At 58.3% G+C, this 21,582-nt stretch carries 32 protein-coding genes and 1 tRNA gene; 21 read left to right on the top strand and 12 right to left on the bottom strand.

Features of this window, described 5'->3' with window-relative positions; genetic code table 11:
- Positions 1-6: 6 nt before the first annotated feature.
- On the top strand, positions 7-486 hold the full coding sequence (locus PMI07_RS27765; RefSeq protein ID WP_007763770.1) for a GNAT family N-acetyltransferase: 480 nt from the start codon (positions 7-9) through the stop codon (positions 484-486).
- A 168-nt stretch (positions 487-654) separates the two neighbouring features.
- On the opposite strand, the gene PMI07_RS27760 is transcribed toward PMI07_RS27765, so the two are convergent.
- On the bottom strand, positions 655-1,578 hold the full coding sequence (locus tag PMI07_RS27760) for a helix-turn-helix transcriptional regulator (protein WP_007763773.1): 924 nt from the start codon (positions 1,576-1,578) through the stop codon (positions 655-657).
- A 187-nt stretch (positions 1,579-1,765) separates the two neighbouring features.
- On the opposite strand from PMI07_RS27760, the gene PMI07_RS27755 reads away from it, so the two are divergent.
- A complete protein-coding gene (locus PMI07_RS27755; protein ID WP_007763776.1) occupies positions 1,766-2,314 on the top strand; it encodes a carboxymuconolactone decarboxylase family protein in 549 nt (182 codons plus the stop codon).
- Between the two features lie 244 nt (positions 2,315-2,558).
- Here the strand turns inward: PMI07_RS27755 and PMI07_RS27750 are convergent.
- The 3 genes from PMI07_RS27750 to PMI07_RS27740 all read right to left on the bottom strand — a co-directional run bounded on the left by PMI07_RS27750 (position 2,559) and on the right by PMI07_RS27740 (position 4,467).
- Positions 2,559-2,648 (bottom strand) — tRNA-Ser (locus tag PMI07_RS27750).
- Between the two features lie 77 nt (positions 2,649-2,725).
- The gene (locus PMI07_RS27745) at positions 2,726-3,880 is read right to left on the bottom strand and encodes a tyrosine-type recombinase/integrase (protein ID WP_007763788.1); all 1,155 of its coding nucleotides are present in this window, start codon (positions 3,878-3,880) and stop codon (positions 2,726-2,728) included.
- Entirely contained in the window at positions 3,877-4,467 is a 591-nt protein-coding gene (locus PMI07_RS27740) for a hypothetical protein (protein WP_007763791.1), read from the bottom strand. The genes PMI07_RS27745 and PMI07_RS27740 overlap by 4 nt, the downstream gene beginning before the upstream one ends.
- A 115-nt stretch (positions 4,468-4,582) precedes the next feature.
- Between PMI07_RS27740 and PMI07_RS34560 the strand changes: the two genes are divergently transcribed.
- Genes PMI07_RS34560 through PMI07_RS27720 form a run of 5 tightly spaced genes read left to right on the top strand, consistent with a single transcriptional unit; the run spans position 4,583 to position 6,303 of the window.
- A complete protein-coding gene (locus tag PMI07_RS34560) occupies positions 4,583-4,789 on the top strand; it encodes a DNA-binding protein (protein WP_245277246.1) in 207 nt (68 codons plus the stop codon).
- Positions 4,786-4,983, top strand: a complete 198-nt coding sequence (locus PMI07_RS27735) for a hypothetical protein (RefSeq protein ID WP_007763795.1) — start codon at positions 4,786-4,788, stop codon at positions 4,981-4,983. The genes PMI07_RS34560 and PMI07_RS27735 overlap by 4 nt, the downstream gene beginning before the upstream one ends.
- Positions 4,935-5,801, top strand: a complete 867-nt coding sequence (locus tag PMI07_RS27730; protein WP_007763801.1) for a helix-turn-helix domain-containing protein — start codon at positions 4,935-4,937, stop codon at positions 5,799-5,801. Before PMI07_RS27735 ends, PMI07_RS27730 begins: the two co-directional genes overlap by 49 nt.
- The gene (locus tag PMI07_RS27725) at positions 5,798-5,986 is read left to right on the top strand and encodes a hypothetical protein (protein WP_007763802.1); all 189 of its coding nucleotides are present in this window, start codon (positions 5,798-5,800) and stop codon (positions 5,984-5,986) included. The genes PMI07_RS27730 and PMI07_RS27725 overlap by 4 nt, the downstream gene beginning before the upstream one ends.
- Positions 5,983-6,303 carry a hypothetical protein gene (locus tag PMI07_RS27720; protein ID WP_007763803.1) on the top strand — a complete coding sequence of 107 codons (321 nt, stop codon included), beginning with the start codon at positions 5,983-5,985 and terminating at the stop codon, positions 6,301-6,303. The genes PMI07_RS27725 and PMI07_RS27720 overlap by 4 nt, the downstream gene beginning before the upstream one ends.
- Here PMI07_RS27720 and PMI07_RS35140 read toward each other — a convergent pair whose 3' ends face one another.
- Entirely contained in the window at positions 6,304-6,561 is a 258-nt protein-coding gene (locus PMI07_RS35140; protein ID WP_007763804.1) for a hypothetical protein, read from the bottom strand. It lies immediately after the preceding gene.
- A gap of 169 nt (positions 6,562-6,730) precedes the next feature.
- Between PMI07_RS35140 and PMI07_RS27715 the strand changes: the two genes are divergently transcribed.
- From PMI07_RS27715 to PMI07_RS27705, 3 genes are all read left to right on the top strand, one after another.
- A complete protein-coding gene (locus tag PMI07_RS27715) occupies positions 6,731-6,997 on the top strand; it encodes a hypothetical protein (RefSeq protein WP_007763808.1) in 267 nt (88 codons plus the stop codon).
- On the top strand, positions 6,987-7,574 hold the full coding sequence (locus PMI07_RS27710) for a hypothetical protein (protein WP_007763810.1): 588 nt from the start codon (positions 6,987-6,989) through the stop codon (positions 7,572-7,574). Before PMI07_RS27715 ends, PMI07_RS27710 begins: the two co-directional genes overlap by 11 nt.
- A 70-nt stretch (positions 7,575-7,644) precedes the next feature.
- A complete protein-coding gene (locus PMI07_RS27705; protein WP_007763813.1) occupies positions 7,645-8,178 on the top strand; it encodes a hypothetical protein in 534 nt (177 codons plus the stop codon).
- Positions 8,179-8,226: 48 nt separating this feature from the next.
- Here the strand turns inward: PMI07_RS27705 and PMI07_RS35135 are convergent, their stop codons facing one another.
- Positions 8,227-8,868: a hypothetical protein gene (locus PMI07_RS35135; RefSeq protein WP_007763821.1), complete on the bottom strand. Its 642-nt coding sequence runs from the start codon at positions 8,866-8,868 to the stop codon at positions 8,227-8,229.
- 301 nt (positions 8,869-9,169) lie between these two features.
- On the opposite strand from PMI07_RS35135, the gene PMI07_RS27700 reads away from it, so the two are divergent.
- The gene (locus tag PMI07_RS27700) at positions 9,170-11,080 is read left to right on the top strand and encodes a hypothetical protein (RefSeq protein WP_007763833.1); all 1,911 of its coding nucleotides are present in this window, start codon (positions 9,170-9,172) and stop codon (positions 11,078-11,080) included.
- Between the two features lie 22 nt (positions 11,081-11,102).
- Here the strand turns inward: PMI07_RS27700 and PMI07_RS27695 are convergent, their stop codons facing one another.
- The gene (locus PMI07_RS27695; RefSeq protein WP_007763843.1) at positions 11,103-11,429 is read right to left on the bottom strand and encodes a hypothetical protein; all 327 of its coding nucleotides are present in this window, start codon (positions 11,427-11,429) and stop codon (positions 11,103-11,105) included.
- Between the two features lie 30 nt (positions 11,430-11,459).
- Between PMI07_RS27695 and PMI07_RS27690 the strand changes: the two genes are divergently transcribed.
- The 6 genes from PMI07_RS27690 (at position 11,460) to PMI07_RS35130 (ending at position 16,956) form a co-directional block, all read left to right on the top strand.
- A complete protein-coding gene (locus tag PMI07_RS27690) occupies positions 11,460-11,810 on the top strand; it encodes a hypothetical protein (protein ID WP_245277245.1) in 351 nt (116 codons plus the stop codon).
- Between the two features lie 2 nt (positions 11,811-11,812).
- Positions 11,813-13,651, top strand: coding sequence for a hypothetical protein (locus tag PMI07_RS27685; RefSeq protein WP_024164215.1), 1,839 nt, complete (start codon positions 11,813-11,815; stop codon positions 13,649-13,651).
- A gap of 3 nt (positions 13,652-13,654) precedes the next feature.
- A complete protein-coding gene (locus PMI07_RS27680) occupies positions 13,655-14,395 on the top strand; it encodes a hypothetical protein (RefSeq protein WP_007762228.1) in 741 nt (246 codons plus the stop codon).
- A gap of 87 nt (positions 14,396-14,482) precedes the next feature.
- Positions 14,483-15,322, top strand: a complete 840-nt coding sequence (locus PMI07_RS27675; protein WP_037088545.1) for a hypothetical protein — start codon at positions 14,483-14,485, stop codon at positions 15,320-15,322.
- A gap of 378 nt (positions 15,323-15,700) precedes the next feature.
- Positions 15,701-15,955 carry a hypothetical protein gene (locus PMI07_RS27670; RefSeq protein ID WP_007762234.1) on the top strand — a complete coding sequence of 85 codons (255 nt, stop codon included), beginning with the start codon at positions 15,701-15,703 and terminating at the stop codon, positions 15,953-15,955.
- Between the two features lie 296 nt (positions 15,956-16,251).
- Positions 16,252-16,956 (top strand): hypothetical protein, encoded by a 705-nt coding sequence (locus PMI07_RS35130; protein ID WP_007762237.1) that lies wholly within the window; start codon positions 16,252-16,254, stop codon positions 16,954-16,956.
- Positions 16,957-17,056: 100 nt separating this feature from the next.
- Here PMI07_RS35130 and PMI07_RS27660 read toward each other — a convergent pair whose 3' ends face one another.
- The 4 genes from PMI07_RS27660 to PMI07_RS27645 form a co-directional block, all read right to left on the bottom strand.
- Positions 17,057-17,413, bottom strand: coding sequence for a hypothetical protein (locus tag PMI07_RS27660; protein WP_007762239.1), 357 nt, complete (start codon positions 17,411-17,413; stop codon positions 17,057-17,059).
- A complete protein-coding gene (locus tag PMI07_RS27655; protein ID WP_007762241.1) occupies positions 17,406-17,705 on the bottom strand; it encodes a hypothetical protein in 300 nt (99 codons plus the stop codon). The genes PMI07_RS27660 and PMI07_RS27655 overlap by 8 nt, the downstream gene beginning before the upstream one ends.
- A gap of 18 nt (positions 17,706-17,723) precedes the next feature.
- Positions 17,724-18,089 carry a hypothetical protein gene (locus tag PMI07_RS27650; RefSeq protein WP_007762243.1) on the bottom strand — a complete coding sequence of 122 codons (366 nt, stop codon included), beginning with the start codon at positions 18,087-18,089 and terminating at the stop codon, positions 17,724-17,726.
- Positions 18,090-18,181: 92 nt separating this feature from the next.
- Positions 18,182-18,745, bottom strand: coding sequence for a hypothetical protein (locus tag PMI07_RS27645; protein WP_007762245.1), 564 nt, complete (start codon positions 18,743-18,745; stop codon positions 18,182-18,184).
- A gap of 325 nt (positions 18,746-19,070) precedes the next feature.
- Here PMI07_RS27645 and PMI07_RS27635 point away from each other — a divergent pair, with 325 nt between their 5' ends.
- From PMI07_RS27635 to PMI07_RS27625, 3 genes are all read left to right on the top strand, one after another.
- Entirely contained in the window at positions 19,071-19,286 is a 216-nt protein-coding gene (locus tag PMI07_RS27635; protein ID WP_007762251.1) for a hypothetical protein, read from the top strand.
- 198 nt (positions 19,287-19,484) lie between these two features.
- Entirely contained in the window at positions 19,485-20,231 is a 747-nt protein-coding gene (locus PMI07_RS27630; protein ID WP_007762254.1) for a hypothetical protein, read from the top strand.
- Positions 20,228-20,533: a hypothetical protein gene (locus tag PMI07_RS27625; RefSeq protein WP_007762261.1), complete on the top strand. Its 306-nt coding sequence runs from the start codon at positions 20,228-20,230 to the stop codon at positions 20,531-20,533. The genes PMI07_RS27630 and PMI07_RS27625 overlap by 4 nt, the downstream gene beginning before the upstream one ends.
- A 2-nt stretch (positions 20,534-20,535) precedes the next feature.
- Here the strand turns inward: PMI07_RS27625 and PMI07_RS27620 are convergent, their stop codons facing one another.
- Complete coding sequence (locus tag PMI07_RS27620; RefSeq protein WP_007762263.1) at positions 20,536-20,841, bottom strand: hypothetical protein; 306 nt, start codon at positions 20,839-20,841, stop codon at positions 20,536-20,538.
- Positions 20,842-21,033: 192 nt separating this feature from the next.
- Here PMI07_RS27620 and PMI07_RS27615 point away from each other — a divergent pair, with 192 nt between their 5' ends.
- Positions 21,034-21,573 (top strand): hypothetical protein, encoded by a 540-nt coding sequence (locus tag PMI07_RS27615; protein WP_007762268.1) that lies wholly within the window; start codon positions 21,034-21,036, stop codon positions 21,571-21,573.
- Positions 21,574-21,582: the final 9 nt, after the last annotated feature.

Here is a 21,582-nt window from a genome sequence, read left to right as displayed (position 1 = left end):
TTTTCGATGGTGTTGACCATACGTGAGGCCGTCCGCCAGGATGCGGCGACGCTGCTCGGTTTCATCCGCGAACTGGCGATCTACGAAAAGGCCGAGCACGAGGTTGCGGCGACCGTCGAGACGATCGAGAGCTCCATTTTCGGCGAGACGTCGGTAACCCGGGCACTGGTCTGCGAGCAGGACGGCGTCCCCGTCGGCATGGCCATCTGGTTCTTCAGCTATTCGACCTGGCAGGCGAAGAACGGGCTTTATCTCGAAGACCTGTATGTGACGCCGAAGGCGCGCGGGTTCGGCGCCGGCAAGGCGATGCTGCAACGGCTCGCGCAGATCGCCGTCGAGAACGGCTGCGGCCGTTTCGAATGGAGCGTGCTCGACTGGAACGAGCCGGCGATCCGGGTCTACGAAGCGATCGGCGCCGAACCGATGACCGAGTGGATCCGCTACCGGCTTTCCGGCGAGACGCTGAGAGGTTTTGCTAAGGGTTGACGAGGTCGGGCTCGGTATCTTTCCCTCGCGAAAGGCAAATGGCCCGCCTCGTTAACGACGATCGGCGATCGGATTGACGGAAACCGCCTTTGCCAACGGCAAGCATGGCGGGCCGTGCGGGATAGTGATGAGAACTATGCCTGCGCACCATAGCCCTCCAAATTCCTCTCAGGTGGTGGAAGACGTCCGCAAAGAGGTGGAAGTCGAACCTTCTGAGATCGAATGATCCTCATCCACCGGAGCGCTTCGAGGCCTTGGAGCGAGTTCACGCAAAGCCCGCGCCTCTGTCGCGGCATCTGCGGGGAAGAAGCACTCGATGCGCAGCTCCTGTAGCGTCACATCCTGCGGCGTGCCCAGTGTGGTAACGGTCGAGAAAAAGTTGAAAATGTGCTCATCCTTGCGAAAGCATACCGGTATCACCGGCATCGATGGCGTGTTCGGATTCGGCCGGCGCAGGTGCTTTGGTACGTCCGCGTAAGCCAGCACTTCTTCCAGCAACCGAGCGGTCGCCGGGTCGGTCACACCACTAACGGCCTCGCGATGCACACGCTGAATCAGCGCCCCGGCCACCGTCTCCCAGTTGCTGACAAACGGACGCAGGCCGTTCGAATTGAACATCATCCGCACCACGTTGGCCGGCCCGGCGGACGCGGGCTCGCCAAGCAGCAGGCCAAAGAAGCGCTGGGCGGCCTCGTTGGTGTGAAGGATGTCCCAGTGCCGGTTCATGACCACCGCCGGAAACGGCTCCTGCTGGCGCAGGATTGCGCGTAACGCCGTCTGCACCGCGCCGAGTTCCGGCGCTTCGAGCGCGGTCTCGGCATACACAGGCGCAAAGCCGGCGGCGAGGAGCAGTACGTTGCGCTCGCGCAAAGGAATATCGAGCACGTTGGAAAGCAGCAGCACCATTTCGCGGCTCGGCTTCGCGCGACCGGTCTCAAGAAAGCAGATGTGGCGTGGCGACACCCCGGCCTCATGCGCCAGCGCCAGCTGGCTGAGGCTGCGTGTCTTGCGCCAGTACTGCAGCAGCGAGCCAATCTGCGCGCCTGCCGCGACCGACGCAGAGGAAAGTGGAGCGAACATGATGTGCGACATATCTCTTCCATGGACGGGGTCAATTCCCTGTCAGGTAAGCGGCAATTCAGACGCGCGACAAGAGTACCTTTTCCAATCGTTTCCGCGACCAACTTACCTGACAGGGAATTGAGGCTCAGCCCGTGCCGGCCAACAGTACAGCCAGCGCAGCATCTGCCGCGTGCTCATCCCCTCATAGGATTTCACCATGCACCAATATCGCGTCCACACCCTCGAATCTGCCCCCGAAAAATCCACGCTCGCCTTGCAAGGATTAAAGCAGGCGGTCGGCCTCATTCCCAACTTGGCCGCGACGATGGCGGAGTCACCGACACTGATCAACGGCTTCGTCGGTGCCTTCGGCAATTTCCACGGCGGTAGTTTCAACGGTCCGCAGAAGCAGGTGCTGCTGTTGACCAACGCCGTTGCCAACACCTGCGCATGGGCCGTCGCCTTCCATTCGACGATGGCACTGAAGGAAGGGGTCGACGCCGACGATGTTGGCGCAATTCGCGAAAGGCGGTTGCCGAAAGATGCCAAATACGCCGCGCTCTCCAGCTTCACGCGCGTGTTGATCGACAAGCGTGGCCATGTGGGCGAACAGGACATTTCCGCGTTCACCGGCGTGGGCTTCGGGCAGGATCAAGTACTGGAAGTGATCGCCGGGCTTGCGGTCTCGGTGATGGCGAATTACGCGGGGAATATTACCAACCCGGCGTTGGACGAGCCGTTTGAGGCGCAGTATTGGAAGGCTTAGGCACCGGCCCAACGTTATGACGTATTCGTCGGCGCGATCACTTTGAGATGCATCAAGGGCCGGGCAGCCACTTTCGCTTGTGAAGCAGCCGTCTAAGCGGGCAACGGAAGCGAAATCTGCGGCGGCTTCGAGCCGAATGCCGGCTCTTACCGTTTCCACGCGAACCTCGGCGATATGGCGAGAGCTCAAGAGTGTCTCAGTCAGTGTCAGGCTCAGCCAGACAGCGACGCGGTAATCGGCTGATTGGCGGAAGAGGTGGGATTCGAACCCACGGTACGGTCTCCCGCACGCCGGTTTTCAAGACCGGTTCCTTAAACCACTCGGACACTCTTCCATCCGATTGAAAAGGTTGAGAAATCCACTTTCTGTTGAATTCTCGAAAACGGCACTTGCTACCGATTTGCTACCCAATCACTCGATGGCTGGCTTTTTAGCAGCTTTGATCGCAGCGTCAACTTGCTCCGCAGCATTCGCTTGCATCCCGGGCATGACGTGCGAGTACAGGTCGAGCGTGATCCCGATCGTCGAATGCCCGAGGCGCTCGCTTGCGATCTTCGGATGGACGCCGGCGGCCAAGAGCTGCGTGGCGTGCGAGTGCCTCAGATCGTGGAAGCGGATGCGGGGCAGGGACGTCTTCGCGAGCAACCTAGTCCACTCGTGCGTGAGCGAAACCGGCTTCAGCGGGCGGCCGTCGGCCTGAGCCACCACGAAAGAATCATCACCGGGCCGAATCCCGATCTTAAGCTGTTCCTCCGCCTGGGCGAGCCGGTGGCGCTTCAGTTCCTCAAGGACGGTCGAAGAGAGCGCCACAGTGCGGGCCTTACCCGACTTGGTCTCTTTGTACCGGACTTCCGTCCCTACCTGTTCGGCGCTCTCCCTGACCGCTACAGCGGCGTTCGCGAAATCAATGTTCCGCCAACGGAGAGCAAGGATCTCACCCCTCCTGAGACCACAGAGCGCCGCCAGCAGAGCAGGGATGAATACCCGGCTCGATCGTAGGTCGTCGAGCATGACGGACGTTTGCGGGGCGTCGAAAGCCTCCATCTTGGAACGCTCGACCTTTGGCGGCCGAGTGACGGCTACGGGGTTCCTTTTCATCAGATCCCACGTCACGGCCTGCTCCATAGCAGTCAGCATGACGCGGCGGCAGTGTCCGACTGTGCGGGGAGATAATCCCCCCTTTCCATCCCTACGACCGCTCTCGAGCAACTTGCCCCAGGCCCCATCGATCTTCGCCGCGGTGAGCTTGTTGAGCGTGATGGAGCCAAGTATCGGGGCCACGTTCTTCAGGAGCAGCTCTTCGTAACGTTGGTGCGTCTTCGGCGATACGTTCGCCTTCTCGTGCTTCAGCCATTCGACGAAGAATTCCCGCACCGTCGTTTTGGCCGGCTCGATGTAGCTTCCACCGTCCAATTCGGCGATCAGGCGAGCGCACTCGGTCTCGGCCTGGCGCTTCGTTCCGTGGAAGGTATGCCACTTGCGGCGGCGCTTGCCGGTTTCTGGGTCGGGCACGTCGAGGACGATGGCCCATTTGCTGGGAGAGCGTTCTGTGATGTGGCCCTTCATAACTCAGGCTCTCCGTCGGGCCGGACTTCTGACGTCTTAGGGCCTTTATACGAAATATCACTGAGAACAGACATTGTTGCCCGACGTTGCACCCTTAGCTCACGCATCTTTGCCATCGTCTCGTTTGCAGTGCCAAGCGCGGCACTGGCAAGTCTCTGCCCCTCGTCGCTATCGTGGGTAGCGATGCCGATCGCACCGGAGTACAAGCCCACCAGAGCGCTAGATATATCGGAAGCTGCCGCCTCGATTTTTTCGATACGATCGAGGATCCCTTGGAGCAGGGATAGGACAGCTTCGCGGTTAAGTTTGTCCCCTTTATTCGCCGGGTCGGCAATCAAACCCCAAAACGAAAAAGTCTCATCATCCAGGTCACGCAAGGCGTCGGACATCTTGATCGTGATGTCACTGAGACCATCAAGCTCTCCGCCGACCAGCAAGCCGATTTGGCATAGGCGCCTGACAGCTTCCGACTTAGACCGGATTTTGTTATGCCACGCCCAGTCGTCGATCGCTTTCATTTCCGACGGTGACATGAACATATTGAAACGTTCCGTCTTCTGTTCGTCCTTTTCGCTCTCGTCCGGCATCTTAGAATCCCCGTTTGTATGAACCTATGTAACTTACGCAGAAATCAGTTGCAAGCGGGTCGGTTCGTGTTAAAAATTCCTACGTAGGTTGCGTAACCTCATAGGAGAGCTGATTGTGACGTTAGAAGAAGCTTTGTCCCGTCCGACCATTCCCGTCGTAGATGCGGGTCGACTGTTTTTTGGAATTGGGCGAAATGCGGCTTATGCCGCTGCGGAACGCGGTGACTTTGATACCATCAAGGTAGGTGGGAAAATCGTAGTACCGGTGGTTCCGCTCGCGGCAAAGCTCGGTTTGCAGACGACGTTCGGGAGGGCGGCATGAACGACCTCAGCCCTCCCGAGCACCAGCACTCCGCCGCTGTCGAGCAGGCCGCCCAATGGCTTGCAGACGAACAATCGCCGCCTCAGCCGATCATCCCCGAGTTGCGCCGCCGATTCGACCTCTCCGCCCTGGAGGCGTCTGAAGCTTGCGCGATGGCGCAGCGCTTCCGGATGCTGCGGAAGGCTATGAGCTGATGGCGGCGGAGCTTTCCGAGAAAGAGGTGCAGAGCTTTACATCTTGGAAGCTCGATGTGATCGACGCAATCACCTGCGATACCGCCCTCCAGGACATCGACACCCGCGTTGCATTTCGGCTCATGCAGCACATCAACGCCAGGACACGAGACGCGAACCCATCTTTGGAGCGGCTCGCTGCGCAGCTAGGCTGCCATCGCGATACAGTGCGGCGTAGCCTCGACAGGATGTGCGATCCAAATAGCGGCTGTCTGTGGCTTGTGAGACTGCGTGAAAGCCGTACGGCCACCTACCACTACAGTTTTGTCACCGACCGCATGAACCTAGTGATTGATGGCAAGATGGACCGCGAAGACCGTGCTCGCGAGGCAGCTAAGGAGCGCCGTAGAAACCGTCTCGAAGTTGCACAAGAGCAACCTCGCGAAGTTGCAGCGGTGCTTCCTCATGAGGTTGCAGCGGTGCAATCCTACGAGGTTGCAGGCGTGCTACCCAAACACCTACCTGATAACTACCTTAATAGAACACCTTCAGATTCTTGCTCTGAGGGTCGAGAGGGTACGTATACGCGAGAGACCGAGATATCTCGTTCCCTGTCCACTTATTCGCTTGCCCATTCTGGCGACGAGGCAAACCTACCACTACCAATACCCAAGGATAGCCACGAAGCAGACATCATGATCGACGCCATCTGTGATGGCCAAGACGTCGGCGAGCCGGTGCGGACTATTCTGGCTCGCATGCTCGGCAGGGGAGTTCTCACCCTGAAGATGGCCAAGAATATCATTCTGCCTGCGAACACTAGGGAGGATGCCGCGTGAAACAGCTGGATCTTTTTGTTTGGGCGGATAGCAAGCCCGCAAATGTTGTTGATGCTCGTCAGAAGTTCGAAGCGAGAGCAGTGGCATTCGTCCGGCAGGTAATGGCTGCCGGGTCTATGCCGCCGAGCCTCGACGGAAAAGTGATCACGCCGTTGCAGTTTCAGCATGAGAGGGACGTGGCATGAACGCCGCGCTCTTCACCCACAGCGAGCTCCTCGCATGCGAAGGCCTCGGCCTGGCGCCGATCCTCATGCGCAAGGATGAGATTATCAACCTCAAAACGGCCGTCCACGTCACCGGGCGGAGCGAGAAGACGATCCGCAACTGGTGCAAGGAGTTCGGTATCGGTGTGCAGCCATGCCCAGGCGCTCCTCTGGAGATTTCCGCGCCGGCGCTTGAGATGGTCAGGCATGGAGATGTCGCCGCGCTCGAGCTCCTCCGAGAGGGAAAGCGAAACCATCCGCGCGTTAGGCGGGTGTTTGAGCACTTAGGCCTGCCGTGATTAACCGTAAACGAACTGCTTCAGAGCCTGGAGAAACACCGCGACCGCAGCCAGCGCAGCTCCCCAACCGTTCCAGACGCTTTGGCGACGAAGTGGACCGACGATGTCGGCAAGATCATCATTCAGCTTTCGTTCCATCATTGGTTTGGCGTCCAAGGGAATATAGGCGGAATACGCCCAACAACCCGCAGACAAGACCGATAGGAGAAAGCTCCCCCACGTCAGTGCCCAATTCCATCCAAGTCCGAAAAAACTCATTAGCGTCCCCTAGATGTAAGTCTCTGATGGAAATGGGACTAGCAAAAGCCAGTTCTGAACTCATTAACGCGGACGGCTAGAAGTAATACGCTACCGGACGCTGCCAATCCTCAGGGGCGGTAAACCGTGTTCTTCTGCTCCTCGAAATGGAGATCAGGAGATAGCGGAAATGACCAACATCGCTTCCAGACCGCGCCAGCAGAAAGACCCGATCGTCAACGTGATGTTGAACGGTGGCCGGGTGACGTCGGGCTTTCGCGCCGCGCTCTTTGCAGCCGCCAGCCGTGCCGGCGTGTCCGTAAACGAATTTGTGCTGACCGCAGCCGCCGAGAAGCTTCGTGCCTCCGGTAGCCAGTTTTCGGGCGTCTTCGAGCCGGGTGATCTCCTCGACCTCAACGACAACACGAGACAGGAAGTTACCAGCCGTGAAGCCTGACCTTGAGACCCGCATTGCCGATGCCTTCGGCGCCGAGCTTTCCTCGAAGCAGCTTTCCGACCTCCTGGCGGAAGTGGCGCAGGCAGATCGAGATGCGCAGACCGCCAGCGAGAAAGCTCGGGAAACCGCGCTGGATCCCGCCACCCGCGCCGAAGCGGTCGCTCAGGCCCGCAAGGATATGGAGGATGCCGACTTTCGCCGGCGCCGCCTGGAACGCGCAACTGCCAAGCTGACGGAGCTGAAGACCCAGGCCGTTCAGCGCGAGCAGAAAGCCATTCGTGATGCTGCTCGGGCCGCGGCGATCGAGGCTCGGGACCAGGTGGCCAAAGATCTCATCGAGTACGAAGAGCTATCCGTAAAAATCACCAATCTCCTCATTCGTCTGAAAGCGAGTAACGACCAGGTTAGCCCGCAAGAGACAGCCGAGGCGATCGCAAGGCAAGCCGGCGACCGATGGCTGGTCAATGTCGATGACACTTTGCCGAAGCTCCTCGAAACCGTTCGGTTGCCCAAATTCAGGCGCGACGGGTCGAATATCGGCTACCTGTGGCCGCAACGAATGCCTGGTGCTTGGTAACCGTCGGGCAGCGCGGCGAGGAGGGCTATCATCTTCACCTCCTCGCCGCACCAATTCGAGAGGAACTGCAATGATCATCTGCGATTGCTATAACCACGGACACAAGAGCTGCATCTGCGGCGCGTTCAAGGACGGGGTGCTGGCCGACGGGGCCACGGTGCGCGTCTCGGTGTTTCTGAGAGATGGTGACGCAAACGCCTCAGCCCCAAGAAAGGAACTTCACATGATGACCGACGCCGAGAAGCTGAGCATGCGTGACAGCGTCCGCGGGATGCCGCTTTCCAAGGCCAAAGATTTGCCGATCTATGACGAGTTTCGTTCCTTCTGGAACGGCGGCATGCCGGCGAACGAGCTGCAAGCGCTCTATGACGGCGCGATCGTTGAGCCGCGGGAGATGACCGCCGATGAGGCCAAGGCGGAAGCGTACCGGGACCACATGATCGAGCAGATGTCCGGAGCATACCGGGCGCCAGTGAATGACAATCGGACGCCGGCTGCTCCTCAGTTTGCCCGCGACGGCCGGCCGATGTCCCAGCTCGCCGACCATGAGCGGGCTCGCGAGGAAATGATCCACCGGCAAACGAACGCCTGGAAGGGGGAGTGAGGGGACCGAGAGGTTTTTCTTAGCTTACGGTGCGACCGGACGAATGGGCTAGTTGATCTTTATGTAGTAGTATATGCCAACGTTTTTCGGGCGGGTTTCCGGATCACCACCCGCTGAGATACTGACATTGTGAAAGTGGCTTCCAGCAGGACCGGTATCTCTCGCTGAAATCGTCCAGTAATTAGTACCCCCGGCATTGTATCGGTCCACAGTACTTCGAGCTGCCCCCAGTGGATGGGTATGCTCCCCACCAGCATCGGTCACTCCGGAAAATGGCGAACTGCGAGGCAGAGCTGTAGCAGAATCTTCTATCGAACCGGCAACACGTCCGCTGGAGGGGTCAATGCCTCTAAGGAATATCCCTCGCAAATCGGGAACAGATTTTCCTTTTGTGTCGATCGCGTATTTGGTCCCCTCGACCGCGCGCCCGTCAGCCAAGACCCAGGTCCGTCTGTTAATTTGCCAGCCGACACTTTCACCGATAGCGCTCGCGAAGTCTTCCGGAGTCAAAACCGACGAGACGACCGTGCCTATAGGGGCGAAGTCTCGCCGGAATCGGTCGATAACTGAGGTTTCAATCACTTGGGAGATTTGACTGTAAAGAGTCACGACTGCAGTTAGCAAAGCGACAACTGCTGATATGCCCGCGATTGCCGCTCCGACGCCCAGATCTCTCCGCGTTACAGGCATGACGTTCCCCTCTGCATTTTGATCGCGTCCCAGGAAAGGTATAACTTAAACGTGTATTTGTTAGGAGTACTTCTTATTGATGAAGTGCGAAGCATGGTGGATGGTCATCCAGATGTAAGGGCTCGCGATAACGCCCTCGTACGAGGCAAACGCTACCGCACGCTTCCAATTCAAAGCCTTAGCCCTCTGTGGTCTTCTGCGATCAACACGACATGCGGCTCTGTCCGCCGCCCGATCCGCCCTTAGGCAAGGCGCTCGCCAACGTCGGACGACGTGGGCAATCCCTTAGATGGAGCCTCCGATGCCGCCAATGACCGCCAAGCAGCTTTTCGCAGATGGTCCGGTATCCCACCCATACGAGCCTGAAAAGCCGGAGCTGCGGAAATATTTCACCGCGATGGAGGCATCGACCAAACTCTTCGACGGTCTCGATATCCGTCAGTACGCGACCGAAAAAGACCTGTTTGGGCAGTACGCTGTCGAGAAGATCCAGGAAGCGATCGACGCCGACGAAACCGATCTCCTGACGTTCCCTGCCGGTATCATCCCGATCGCTGATAGCGTCATCATCTGGCGCACCATGACATTCCGGGGGATCGGCGACGGTAACTTCTGGCGCGAGGTCGGTGACAGCACCGGCGGCGTTGTTCATCCCAAGGCCGGAACGATCTTCTGGACGGAAGGCGCCGGCGTGTCTCGTGTTTGGACGTCCAGGACGGATGCCGACGACCCGATCAACCCCATGTTCGTTCGCCTCGGCTCGGCTATCCTGTTCGAAGATTTCGCGATCCGCACCGGCCCTCGTTCCAGCACGCCCGGTGATCCGGGTTATGCCGCTGGTCTCTCGGGCTCGGCTGCTGGCTGGCATTCAGCAGTTTTCGACGCTGGCACCCGCGGCCACCGCAACCGCCGTGTGAGTGCGCAGGGCCTGGGCAATATCGGGTTCCAGCATGCCCGCTATATCGACGGCACCAACTCCAAATATAACACAGCCCTGCTGGCGCTGCCGCACTACAGCAAGATCGACGCGAACCTCTTCGACGTCGGCCCGACCGACATCAAAGACCGCGAGTGCCTCTGGTCGGCGGTCAAGTCCGTCACGGTCAAGGGCCGTGAAGGCACGTTCCCTGGTGGGCAGAACCCATACGGGCCGAATGGCGTGTCCGATCTGGATATCGACGCCTACTACTACAACGACGGGCCGCTTGCCGACCGCATGGACCACGGCGCCCTCGTCGATGTCGACTACAAGATGTCCAGCAACTGGGCCGACGGTTCGAATGGCGGCCAGAACCTTACCTTTAGCGGTCGCTTTGATGCTGCTGGTAAATACTCGCTGAAGCTCGGCCACTGCCGTAAGGTGATCGTCTGGGCCGATTACTGCGAAACCGGGTCGAAATATCAGCAGGATGTGACGGATTATAACACGGCGAACGGTACGACGCTCAACACACGCGCTATCGTCCAGACCGATAGCACCTGCACCGGCTCGTTCGGGATCTACTCCAAGGGGTGGTTCTCGAACATCCGCGTCGATACCGGGAGCGATGTTCCGCCATACAATTTCGTCGCCATCCCCAAGCTCGGGCAGATGATGGAATATGACGGGCTTGGCAACGGGGAGCGCAATGGCCTCCTATTGAGGTCCGGCGGCTTCGACAACAACGTCATTCCGGAGTTTGGCTCGCCAGCTACGAACGGCGAGATGCGCGACGTCTACAAGGACAACGTCGGCAAGGACACCTTCATTCGCCGCCGGCGCCGGTCCGCCGGTAAGGGCGAGGTCAGCTACGACGGAGTCTCCTGGTTCACCTATGAAAAGGATGTTTGGACGCCCGGCATTGCCGGCAAGACGACGCCTGGAACGTACGCTCTCACATCCGGGGGGCGGTGGATCAGGAAGGGTTCCGAGGTGACGGCCCGTGGGTGGATCTTGCTTTCTGCGATCACCGTTGCCGCGACTGGTCAGATCGTCATCACGGGCCTGCCGTTCATGTCGCTGAATAACTCGGGGGCAGTCGCAGCTGCGAGCTTCGCCAATCTGAATGGCTTGGCGCTGACCGCCAACACTGTCCTCGCTGGTTACGTCGCACCGAATACGCAGATCATTGAGCTTTCGATGCGGGGTAACACCGCCGACGCGAACGTGCAGTCGGCCAACCTGTCGGCGACGTCTCGTATCTATTTCGAGGTGACATATGAAATCGCGTGAGCGGGCGGCGGGCATCTCACGCCTACAGTACCTTGATCTTCAGTGTGACCTGCCCCTTCACACTTTCCCCAGCCGCAAAGGGTCCGGACACGAACGTGATGGTAGGACGCCCGAACGCGAGTTTGATGGGTGGCTTAAAGGAAAATTTCCGCCCTGGCGTGCCAGTGCCTGTTGAAGCAACCTCGCCGTTGACGCTGACCGTGAACGTTTTTTCAGCGTCTTGGGGCGTTTCGTCGTTCAGCTCGAGCACTGCCGATACGATTGCAATCCGAGTTGGTATCAGCGGCTTCGATGTCACTGTGATTTGCCCGTCTACTGCCTTGGCTTCGAAGCTCTTTGTTATCTTCATAAACTCGTCTCCGCCCGTCGGTGTTGTGGCTTGCCGGTCAAACGCTACCGCACGCTTCCAATTCAAAATACCCCGCCGGTGGTGTTCTCTCGTTCAAAGAAACGCGAGGTCGACATGAGCAAACCCATCTACGGCATGCATTCCTCAGGCGATATGCTGCTGGCGACGTCCTCAACCGCCATATCTTTGGGCAACGCGATCGTCATTGCGATGACCGAGAAGCTACTCGACAAAGGCGTCTTGTCCAAGCCTGAGGCCCAGGGCTTAGTGTTGGAGATCGTCGAATTGGTGCGCCAAGGGACCGATAATCCGAAGTCACTCCACGTTGCCGATATGCTCTGCCACGACTTGGAAGAGTTCGCCGCGGGGCTGAAGGAGTAGTTATGAGCGTCGCAAGGCTTGGATACGAAATCGATAGCTCGCCGCTGGCCGAGGCAGTGGCCGGCCATGAGCGGTTTGTCACCTCCGCAGGGAAGGTAGAACAGGCGGCGGGGCGTGTCGGTGGCGCTGGGACTCGCATGTCCCGGGGCTTTGCTGACCTGAACCCCACCCTCGATAAGATCGTAGGATCACTTGCCCGGCTCGACGCCACGACCGTCTCAATCGACAAGCGCCTCGCTGCCATGGCGAGCGCCGCTAACAATGCCGCCAAGGCGAACGGCAATCTCGATCGCTCGGCGATCGAAGCCTCGACGGCATACAAGCAGCTCGAGGCGTCGTTGAATGCCGTCACCGCCGCGCAGCGCAAAAGTGATGCAGCGAACGCGACCTCATTGTCGCAGATCCAGAAGCAGCGAGACGCGATAGCAGCGCTGAACGTCGAGCTGCAGAAGCTCCGCGCCGCGCCGGCTGTCCCAGGAAGCGGCCGCCCGTCGCCGGCGAACAACAACGGCGGCCAGGCTGGTGTCGGCAACGTAGCGGCCCAGCTTTTCGATACGCTTTCCACCGCCCCCTATATGAGCGCCGGCACAATCGGCTTCCAGCAGGGCCCGCAGTTCGCGCAGGCTTTTGCGGGGCAATCGGCCAAGCAGGCGCTTTCCGGCCTCGCGGCGGGCGTGGCTGCAATCGTGAGCCCCGTGTCGCTTGCTGCTATCGGCTTGACGGCCGCTGCTGCGGCCGCTGTTCAATTTGGCTCCAGCCTGTTTAACTCCGCCAGCAAGGCGCAGGAAGTGCTGGAGAAGCACGAAGCGACTATGGGTCGCATCAAAGACTTGTACGAGAAGGCAGGGGACGCGGGCGAAGACTACGGGCGGCGGGTTAGCGATGCCGTCAACTTCGAAGGAAGGCAGGATCGGAACAGGCTGGAACTTCTGCAGCGATTGCAATCGCGCGACCTGACCTCGCAGCTCGGCATTGACTTCTCGCGCATGGGTAGCGGCAGCAACCTCATCGGCAACGCCCCCAGTGAGGCCTACCTAAAGGGGCAGGCGCAAGGCAAGTACGGCCCATATGGCGACGCCATCCTGAAATACGCAGAAGCGGCGAAGGATGGTCGCGGCGACGTTAAGGAACTCAATGACGAGATATTCAGAATCGCCAACGACAACTCAACGGTTAAGAAGTGGCAGGAATATGCGACCACTCTTCTCGGGTGGACGGCAAGCCTAACCACGACGACGGAACGAGTCCGAGAGCTCAATAAGGAACTCTTCAAGGCACAAACAGGACAACGCGGCGTGATGATTAACACGCCCGAATATCGCCAGATGCTGGACGATATGTCTAATTCCGACGCGGCAGAACGCAATGGCATCCGTGATCTAAACCTGAATTATTCTGCGGAGGTCGCGAGCTTGAAGGCTCGTTCACCGCAGCAGCGAGCAGCGGCAGCCAGGCAGGCAGCGGCAGCAAGAACCGTACAGGGCGAGTCCGGGCCCTTACGTGACGCGCGCATTGAGGCGGCGGGGCGGATTGAACTAGCACGTGCCGAGCAGCAGCTTTCTGAAGCGCAGAGAGACCGCGCGCTCAACCTCGACAAGATCCTCGACGACCAGCGCATGGACATCGACCTCATAGGCAAAACTGGCGGCGCTGCTGCCGCTCTCCGCAAGCAGTACGAGCTTACATCGCAACTTCGCATGGAGGCCGCCCGCAACGGCACTGAGGTCGACCAAAAGGAACTTGACCTCATTCATCAGAAGACCGCGGCCTTGGCGCCGCTGTGCGATCCCTACGACCAGACGGCATTCGCCGCCGGGTTCAACATCGAAAACGAGGAATGAACCATGAGCGCCGTCGTTTCAATCGAGACCCCGACTGCCGTTTTCATCATCACCGACGGCGCGATCTATGACGCCGATAACATCCTGCTCGACGTCCGGCGCAAGGTTACCGTGAGCGAGCGCGTCCCCGCCGCCGTGGCGACCCGGGGCAACCAGGGCGTTGGCGATTACTTCGCGGCCAAGATCATCGATGCCATCGAGCGTATGGGATTCGACGCGGCCATGATCGCCTTGGCCGATGTCCTTCCTCAGTTCGCTGACAAGGACCGCATGACGAAGTTCGAGGCAACAATTGCCGGGATATCGGAAGAATATGGGCCGCGCCGGCTCGTCTTCCGGTCGGATGTCGATCCGCTCGCACTGGAGCACGATGGCGTCGGCAGCTCGTGCGCCACCTCTGACGCCGGGCTCGTCGAGATGGGTATCCGCGGCCGCGCGCCGCTTGAGCCGTGGAAAGGGTACATTCGAGAAATCGCAATCCCCATTATGCAATTCTACCGCGAGGCGGCAGTTCCAGGCGTCAAGGGCGAAACATTTGCCCAACCTGCACACCTGGTCGGCGGACAGGTGGATTTCACTATCATAACGCGGCAGGGCGTGACGGTTGAGACCATCCACCGATGGGATGACAAGCTTGGCGAGCGCATCGCTCCATTCGTCAAGCGCCAGACCGTTAAAGCCTTTCCCGGCTTAAACCGGCAGCAACGCCGGGCCGCCGAGCGCGCGCTGAGCAAGACAGCGTGAGGTGAGCGATATGTCATCTTTCAAAAGCCACTACGAGGATATGCCGTTCGAGGGATTCTTCTGGTGCGTTGTGAAGGCCTCCGGCTGATGAGTGGCGACCAACGGAATTCTCTCGACGATAAGCTCGCCAAGACAGTGGCCATCGTCGCCCGCCTGGCGGCTGGCGAAAGCGTCGAAGACATCAAGGCAGGCCCGGCGCCGGAATACGAGCCGAAGCCTCACGAGCTCGAAGCCGCTCAACAGTTTCTCGGCAACCCCGAGCGGCTTCCGAAATACTGGATAGTGCCTCACATCGAGAAACTGGCCTTCCACCATCCTCGGCAGGAGATTGCCCTGGCCGTTGTCATGAAGGCGGTGGGTGTCACCGACCAGACTATGTTCGAGGGGCTCATCGGGCAGATCACAAACGCTCTGTCGAAAACGCAGCAGCCTGACATCGGAGAGCTGAACACCGCTATCGCGATGGTCGCAGGGGTGAAGCCGCGGGATAACCTGGAGGCGATGCTCGCCTTTCAGATGGCTGCCGTCCACATTCTCTCCTTGCGGCACACGAGGGCCATGGTGACGTCGGACACCCTGGAGCAGCTCGACCTGCAGGAGCGTGTCGTCAACAAACTCATGCGGACCTTCACCAGCCAGATGGAAGCGCTCCGGAAGCACCGGAACGGCGGCAATCAGAAGGTGGTCGTCGAGCACGTCCATGTCCACGAGGGCGGCCAGGCGATCGTCGGGAATGTCACCCACGGGGGGGAGGGTCGGAAAAGAAGAGGTGCGCAATTCCATGAACAAGGTGATTTATCCATTTCAACTGGCGCCGCGGTGCTCAGCCACATCGAAGCGGACAAAATCCCAATGCCAGGCGCCGGCGGAGCGCGGCAAGAAGGTTTGCCGGTTTCACGGGGCAAGAGCCGGAGCGCCAAAGGGTAAGCGGAACGGTGCCTATAAGCATGGCCGTTACACCTGCGAGATGATCGAGATCCGGAAGGAAATCGCCGATATCGGCAGGCGGCATCGGGATCTGATGGCACTCATCAAATAGCGTCTTCCGGAAGGCGGTATCATCCGTTTGGGGAAGTCAGCACCGAAAACGATGGAATTGAAATGAGCCATCGATCTGGGTTATATGTTCTCGATGCGACCACGGATGAACTGGCGCGAAGGATGGGCCGGCCTTTCGGGGTTCGGCCTTTCTTTTTGCCGACATCGAAAAGATGTTGTCCGACCTCGGAGAAGATGCGCTCAAGTTTGAGCACATCTTTTTGGACAGCATGAACCGCGAACACACCGAATAGTCATGAGGACCCCTTGGCAGATATCTTCGCTCTCGCAGAAGCCCTTTCCAACAGCCATCATCGCTTTCTGACGGACTTGCAAATCGGTGCCTTCCGGCGCCACTACGGGGCTTCCCGTGACGAGGTTCGAACCGCTGCTATCATTGCCGATCGTCTTCGCCGGCAGCGGCAGCTTGAGGAGCGGCCGAACGGGTTCCGCGTGGAGCCGCAGATCGCCCCGGACGCGCCGATCGTACTCCAGCCGCAGCAGAAGGCCCGTCTGCGCTAGAAACGCGTCACTGAGGTGCTCTGAATGGAAAAAGGCTTGCCCAGATGCTCGCAAGTATGTCCGAAGGCCGGTGTGCGTTTGTTATATCAGTCCCCGATAGCGCCCTTAGGACGCTTGCGACATCTGGGCTTCCTTGGGCGAAAGTCAGATAATCGCTGATATTCAAAAGCGTGAAATCATGACATCATTGCTCATTCATATCTACGGAGTGATTTGCCTCAGTAACCATAGATTGCAGCAAGGACGAAACTCTGTCAGCATCCTGCCAACAATCTTAGCGTTGAGGGTCGGGCAGCATGAGGGGTATTCTCCGTATAGTCGGCGTGTTCGTGATCGTCGCTTATCTCTCTTTCATGGGTTCGCATCCCGCATTTTCGCAGGGTTCGACGCCAGCTGGCCTACCTAGCTGCACTTGCAGCCCCGGCGTTGAGATCCAATATCCTGCTGGTCCATCCGATAAACGAGTTTTTGCGGCCAATTGCATCTGCGGCCCGCAGTTCTGTGCAGCCACCTGGAACGATGACATTTCCCTGCAGTGCACTCCCGGAGCCGCCGCCCCTGGCCTACGCCCGGATTGCGCCGACTTTACGCGAATGCCGCTAGGCAAATATGGCAGGCAGATGAAGGCAGGGCTCTTCGATGTGGTCGCCCTTCCGTCTCAACACAGGCCCAACGACGAACTTGAAGTGCGGTTTGACGAAATCAATACCAATCCGGTTACGAACGGGCCTAACGGCTTGCACGCTTCGCCCGGGAGCAGCTTTACCTACCCCCTTCTCTTTAGAACGGCCCAGATCGCACTCGCGACGTACATGGGTGGTGGAAACTATCTCACCATTTTGACTGGCAAGAACAATCTTGAAAATGTACCGTACGACGCCGATCCCATTCATGGGAAAACCATCAACCTCACAGTTCAACACGCCGATGGGATCAAGGCCATTCGGTTTCCGGAGAACGAAGTCCTCATCTTCGAGGTCTGCGCCCAGGCAAAAATGTGACCACGAGATCTAGAGAAACCCGTCGCGCCGATCAGTTCAAGGACCATGCTGGCGACGGCTTCCTATGATGCTCTGAGAGGAGGAATTGGAAGGATGGGGATCAGGGCGCAAGTGGTCCTGTTCCAAACAAAGCCTGAAGCTTCGGAGCTAGGATGAGCAGGGCTCCGAAAAGCGTGACGAGACCAGCAATACCCTTGTAGATAAATTCCTTGCTCGGCAGGTGAGACACCCGCTCCGACAAGACGGCCGTTTGGGTTTTCAGATCCCCAATATCTTTCGACAATCCGTCGACCTTGGTCTCGAACTTTTCAAGCCGCTTTTCTAGGGCTTCGATTTTTCCATCCATGCCCCCATCATTGCCACCACTTCCGCCGCCACGCAATGTCTCTCGTTCGAGCTTGTCTGCCTGGCGTTGCCAAGCTTCGACGCCCTTCTTGATCACGCTGCCGTCACTCATCCGATTTCTCCGGCTGTTCGCCTGCCAGTTTAATCAACCCGTCACCGATCGCATGTTGGAACTTGTTGAGGGGCATTTCTTCTTCGTTGAAGTGGCGTGCCTGTTGCGATGTGAGAGGCATAGTGGCGATGACCGCCGCTTGCGTCATGACTATGTCTCGAAGGTGAACAAGGATTTTGTATAAATCCGCGACTTGCTCACGCGTGACCGGCGTGGTGTCGCCCCTGAACTGATCTTCTATTGCTCCCAGGATCCTTTGGCTCGCATCCACCCGCGGGTTTTCATCGCTCAATGCGTCGTCCCTCCGCGCCTACTTGCAGACATAGAGATGCTCGTACTCAGGCCGCCAAATCTCTGAACTGGTCTTGATTTCGCATATTCGTCCAGTCTTTGCGAACCACATTTGAGCCACGGCTTGGTGAGCCTGGACAATGGGATCGAGCTTCACGAGTCCCAGTGTCATACCGCTGAATACAGCCGGCCCGGCTATCGTGCCCGGTGTCGGGGTCGTGAGGATTTTGCCGAGATCCGGGCGGTCGAATACCCAGAAATTACCCCCAGGCGTCACGACGGTCTGCTTCCCGACCTTGTTGTAAGTGTCCATGATGTAACCGGCATTCTGACACCCAGCGACCATCACGCACAAAGGCAGCGCCAGCAAGAATCGAAAGTTCATTTGAAGTCCCCACTTCGATTGCAGGAGTGAAGCAAATCACCAATGGGTTGTCTACTTTCAAAAATATTCGGCAGCTGTAAAGGTTCGTCCCGTTACTTCGCCTTCTGTCCCTCATCGATGATCGCGTTCGCGAGATGCCCGGTTATCGTCTGGTGGAATAAACCGAAATGCTGAAGACTGAATGCGCCATCATCCTGGCCGTTGGACAGGCCCGCCTGCTTCAAATAAATCAGCAGATCATCGGGTGACTTGTAGCAACCGAGCGTCTTGGTCCACAGGTAGAGCTCGGTAAGAGCGGGGGCGGCCGGATTTTCAACAAGGTGCCCAAAGAGTGCGGCGCAGTTTTCAGCTGTTTCAGATAGGCTTCTGAGGGCGTACTCGGGCGTGGATAGGGCTCGGGCTATGCGTGCCCTGTCAGTTGTTGAAAGCTCTTTGATCAACCATTCAGTCACCGCCGGTGAGTTCCGAGGGATACGGCTTTCGAAGCTTTTCCAGTAGGCAAGGCCGGCCTTTGATAGTGCCTGGCGATCCGGGCGTGGCATAGGAGCCATGCCATAGTGGGTGGCGGTGGTAACTGCGGCATCGAGTTCCTTTGTACTCGCCCATGTCGCGCAGGGAACTAGGAGAAGGGCGAAAGCCAACCCAGTTACCTTCATTTCCCCACCCTTACGCCCGGACCGCCCGCTGCTTCGAGCAGAATGTTCCTGACCCAGTCGCTAACCGATGCGGCGCCGGCCGCTTGAGCCGCTGACGCCAACGCGGACAGTTCATCATCGGTCATCATAACCACAAGGCGCTTGTCTCTTTTCAGGTGCGATAACACCGGCGGTCTTCCCATGTCGGTTACCTCTTTTCAGCAATCCCACCAACGATAGCTGGGCGGAGTATATTTTGCAATAATTATGCACATAGCTATTGACGCCCACATTAATCATGGTAGTTAATATGCACATAGAAACTACGAAAACGGGAGAACTCCCAATGCCTAAGACTTCTCTTCAGGCCACCGGCGAAGCTATGCCTGTCCGCCTTTCCAGCCTCTTCTCCAACCCGGCCCTCAAGGCAGCCTTCGAGCGTGCCGAGCGCGACAACGGCGCTGCTCTGGTCGTACCGGCTCCCCGCCCACCGCGTTTCATCGGCGGTGCCGGTGCCTCGTTGCAGTGGCGCCAGAACCTCGAAGCCCTCGAGCTGGCATAGAGCCTGTCTGTCCCCAAACGCAACGCGTACATGGCGACGGAAACCGCGCTCTCACCCTATTCACCAAAACCGTTTGTGCCGGGAGCCAGTTCAACCGACACAACCCGCGCTTCCCGGACGCAAGAAATTCCATCGGCCGCACAGGGTGCTCGAACACCCCGCACGACCCGACCCTAACCGAACCTAAGGAGTTCGATCATGGCTGCAAAATCCAACACCACGAAGCCGAGCGGCGGAAACCGCGGATCACGGGATCAGCTGAATGTCGCAAAGAGTATCGCGACCATGATGGCGGCAAACGTTGATGCCGCGGCTGCGGCAATCCCGGCCGCTTCTTATACCGGCCACTCCCCCGAGTACGGGGTTGCATGGCAGAAGTGCCGTGACCTCGGCAAGCAGTTGTCCTTGGCACTGGCAGAGACCGGCGACCAAGAGTTCGCCTTCATTCAGCCGGCCGGCAACGACTTCGCAGTCGGCTTCGGGCAGCTGAACAGCGACACGACGCGGCTAATCGAGTATCCGGTCGAGACTGTTGATCGGCTTTCAACAAGACTTGCCCTAGCCCTCGATGATTGGTCGGAATACACGACATGGAAGAGTGCAGCTCATGTTTATCCTGCCTCTACGGGCCGAGGCGTATGGTACAGGAACATCGACACCATCGACGGGCGTGCAGACGCGAAGTCTCTCGCTGATCTTGTTGATCGCCACCGCAAAGCATTGGCGGCCTGGGATGCCGTAGAGCACACCGTCCCCGATGACCCAATCGAAATAGAGATGGTCGCCAGCCGGAAGGCTCTGATCGATTTCCGGCCCGCTTCCATGATTGGCATGCATTTGAAGGCAGATGCCATGCTAATGTTCCGATCGATCTTCGAATGGGACGAATTGGATCGCGCTGAGATCATCCGCGCCTTCACCGATGGAAAAGAGGTGCTCCCATGAACGAGCGCGTCATCATCACCACGCGCCGGCGCCTGGAGGCGAAGATCGAGGAGTTGATCGACCTTCTCGACATGGTCGACGGCGATCCGGACCTCGAAGAAAACGGCGATGCGGAGCCGGAAGAAACCGACGAGGATGGCGACGAACAGGATTGCAGTCATACTGAGGATGAGTGGTCGCCTTACGCCGGCGGCTCGCTGCAGTTCGATGGCTCTGGGGTTGATGTAGCTGAAGAGATGATCCGCAATCTTCGGATAGGGCAAAGACCACGTCTTCCGGATCGGGCACTTGAGCCATGCTGACGTCACGCTGAAATGGTCGGCGTTTCTATTTCCTGGTGGATGCGTTCTTGAAGCGCTTCCGCAACGGCTTTTAAAAATTCCTTGCGGCGGTGATCTAGCGTAACCTCAGCATCAATCTTCAGGGGCCCACGGATCTTTTCCATGAACCCCGAGTGGTCAAAGCGATCGGAAGCCACATTCACTTCGACCTCATCCATGAAATGAGCAAGAAGAGGCGTCAGGTCGATGTCAGGATCCTTCTGATATTGGATTGCCATCTGCTGAGCGAGTTTGCGCATTTGTATGTATGGGCCGAATTCGGCAGTCATCTAAATCTCCTGTGATCTGGCCTGAGCTGCAATAGCCTGTCAGCGTCGAGTGCCGCGGTGTTCGATATGCCAAACGTCCGTCGAAACTATTTTGTCGCTCCCGTCAGAGTTTGCATAGGTCACCAATCATAAGCTTGCCAAGTCGCTTCGAGCATTCGATGCTGCTCCGTCCATAGGAAACCGGCAAGCGCGATGATTGACCAACCCGAAAAACCCAAACTGTCTGTCGTCGCACAGAATACCCAGCAGCAGATCGAGACGAATGAAGCCCAGGATCAGGTCAATGCTGCGCTCCTGGAACTCGCAGCAAATATCATTCGCGTAGTCCGCGGCGCGGGAAAGCCAGAACAGATCCTTCACCAATGCTCCGATGTGGTGAACGCAGCTGTCGAGTACCGTGATGCCGCCGGCAGGCTGCCTTCGCCAGCAACATTAGCTTCAGCGATCCTCCTTGAGCGTGAAGTGATCGACTACAACGACTCCTTCTGGGCTGCCCGCCAGATCGCTTACCGTCGAATTGTTAGAGGTTCATTGCAGGTGGCGGCCTCAAAGCTTCTGGGGCAACGCCTGCAGATCGATCGGGGGGAAGACGAGATCGATGAATCAATCCAGGAACTTGAACATCTGCGCGAAGAAATTCGAAGGAAAAGGGCAGCAGAGCAGCGGGCAATGCGACCAAAAATTTCGCCGAGAAAACGAACGTTGAAACCAAAGGGGACCAAGAAGGTCTGAGCTTCCCTT

It is taken from the genome of Rhizobium sp. CF080, assembly GCF_000282095.2.
GTDB lineage: Bacteria > Pseudomonadota > Alphaproteobacteria > Rhizobiales > Rhizobiaceae > Neorhizobium.
The sequence above is the reverse complement of the archived record's forward strand: the minus strand, read 5'-3'. Positions and strand labels throughout refer to the sequence as shown.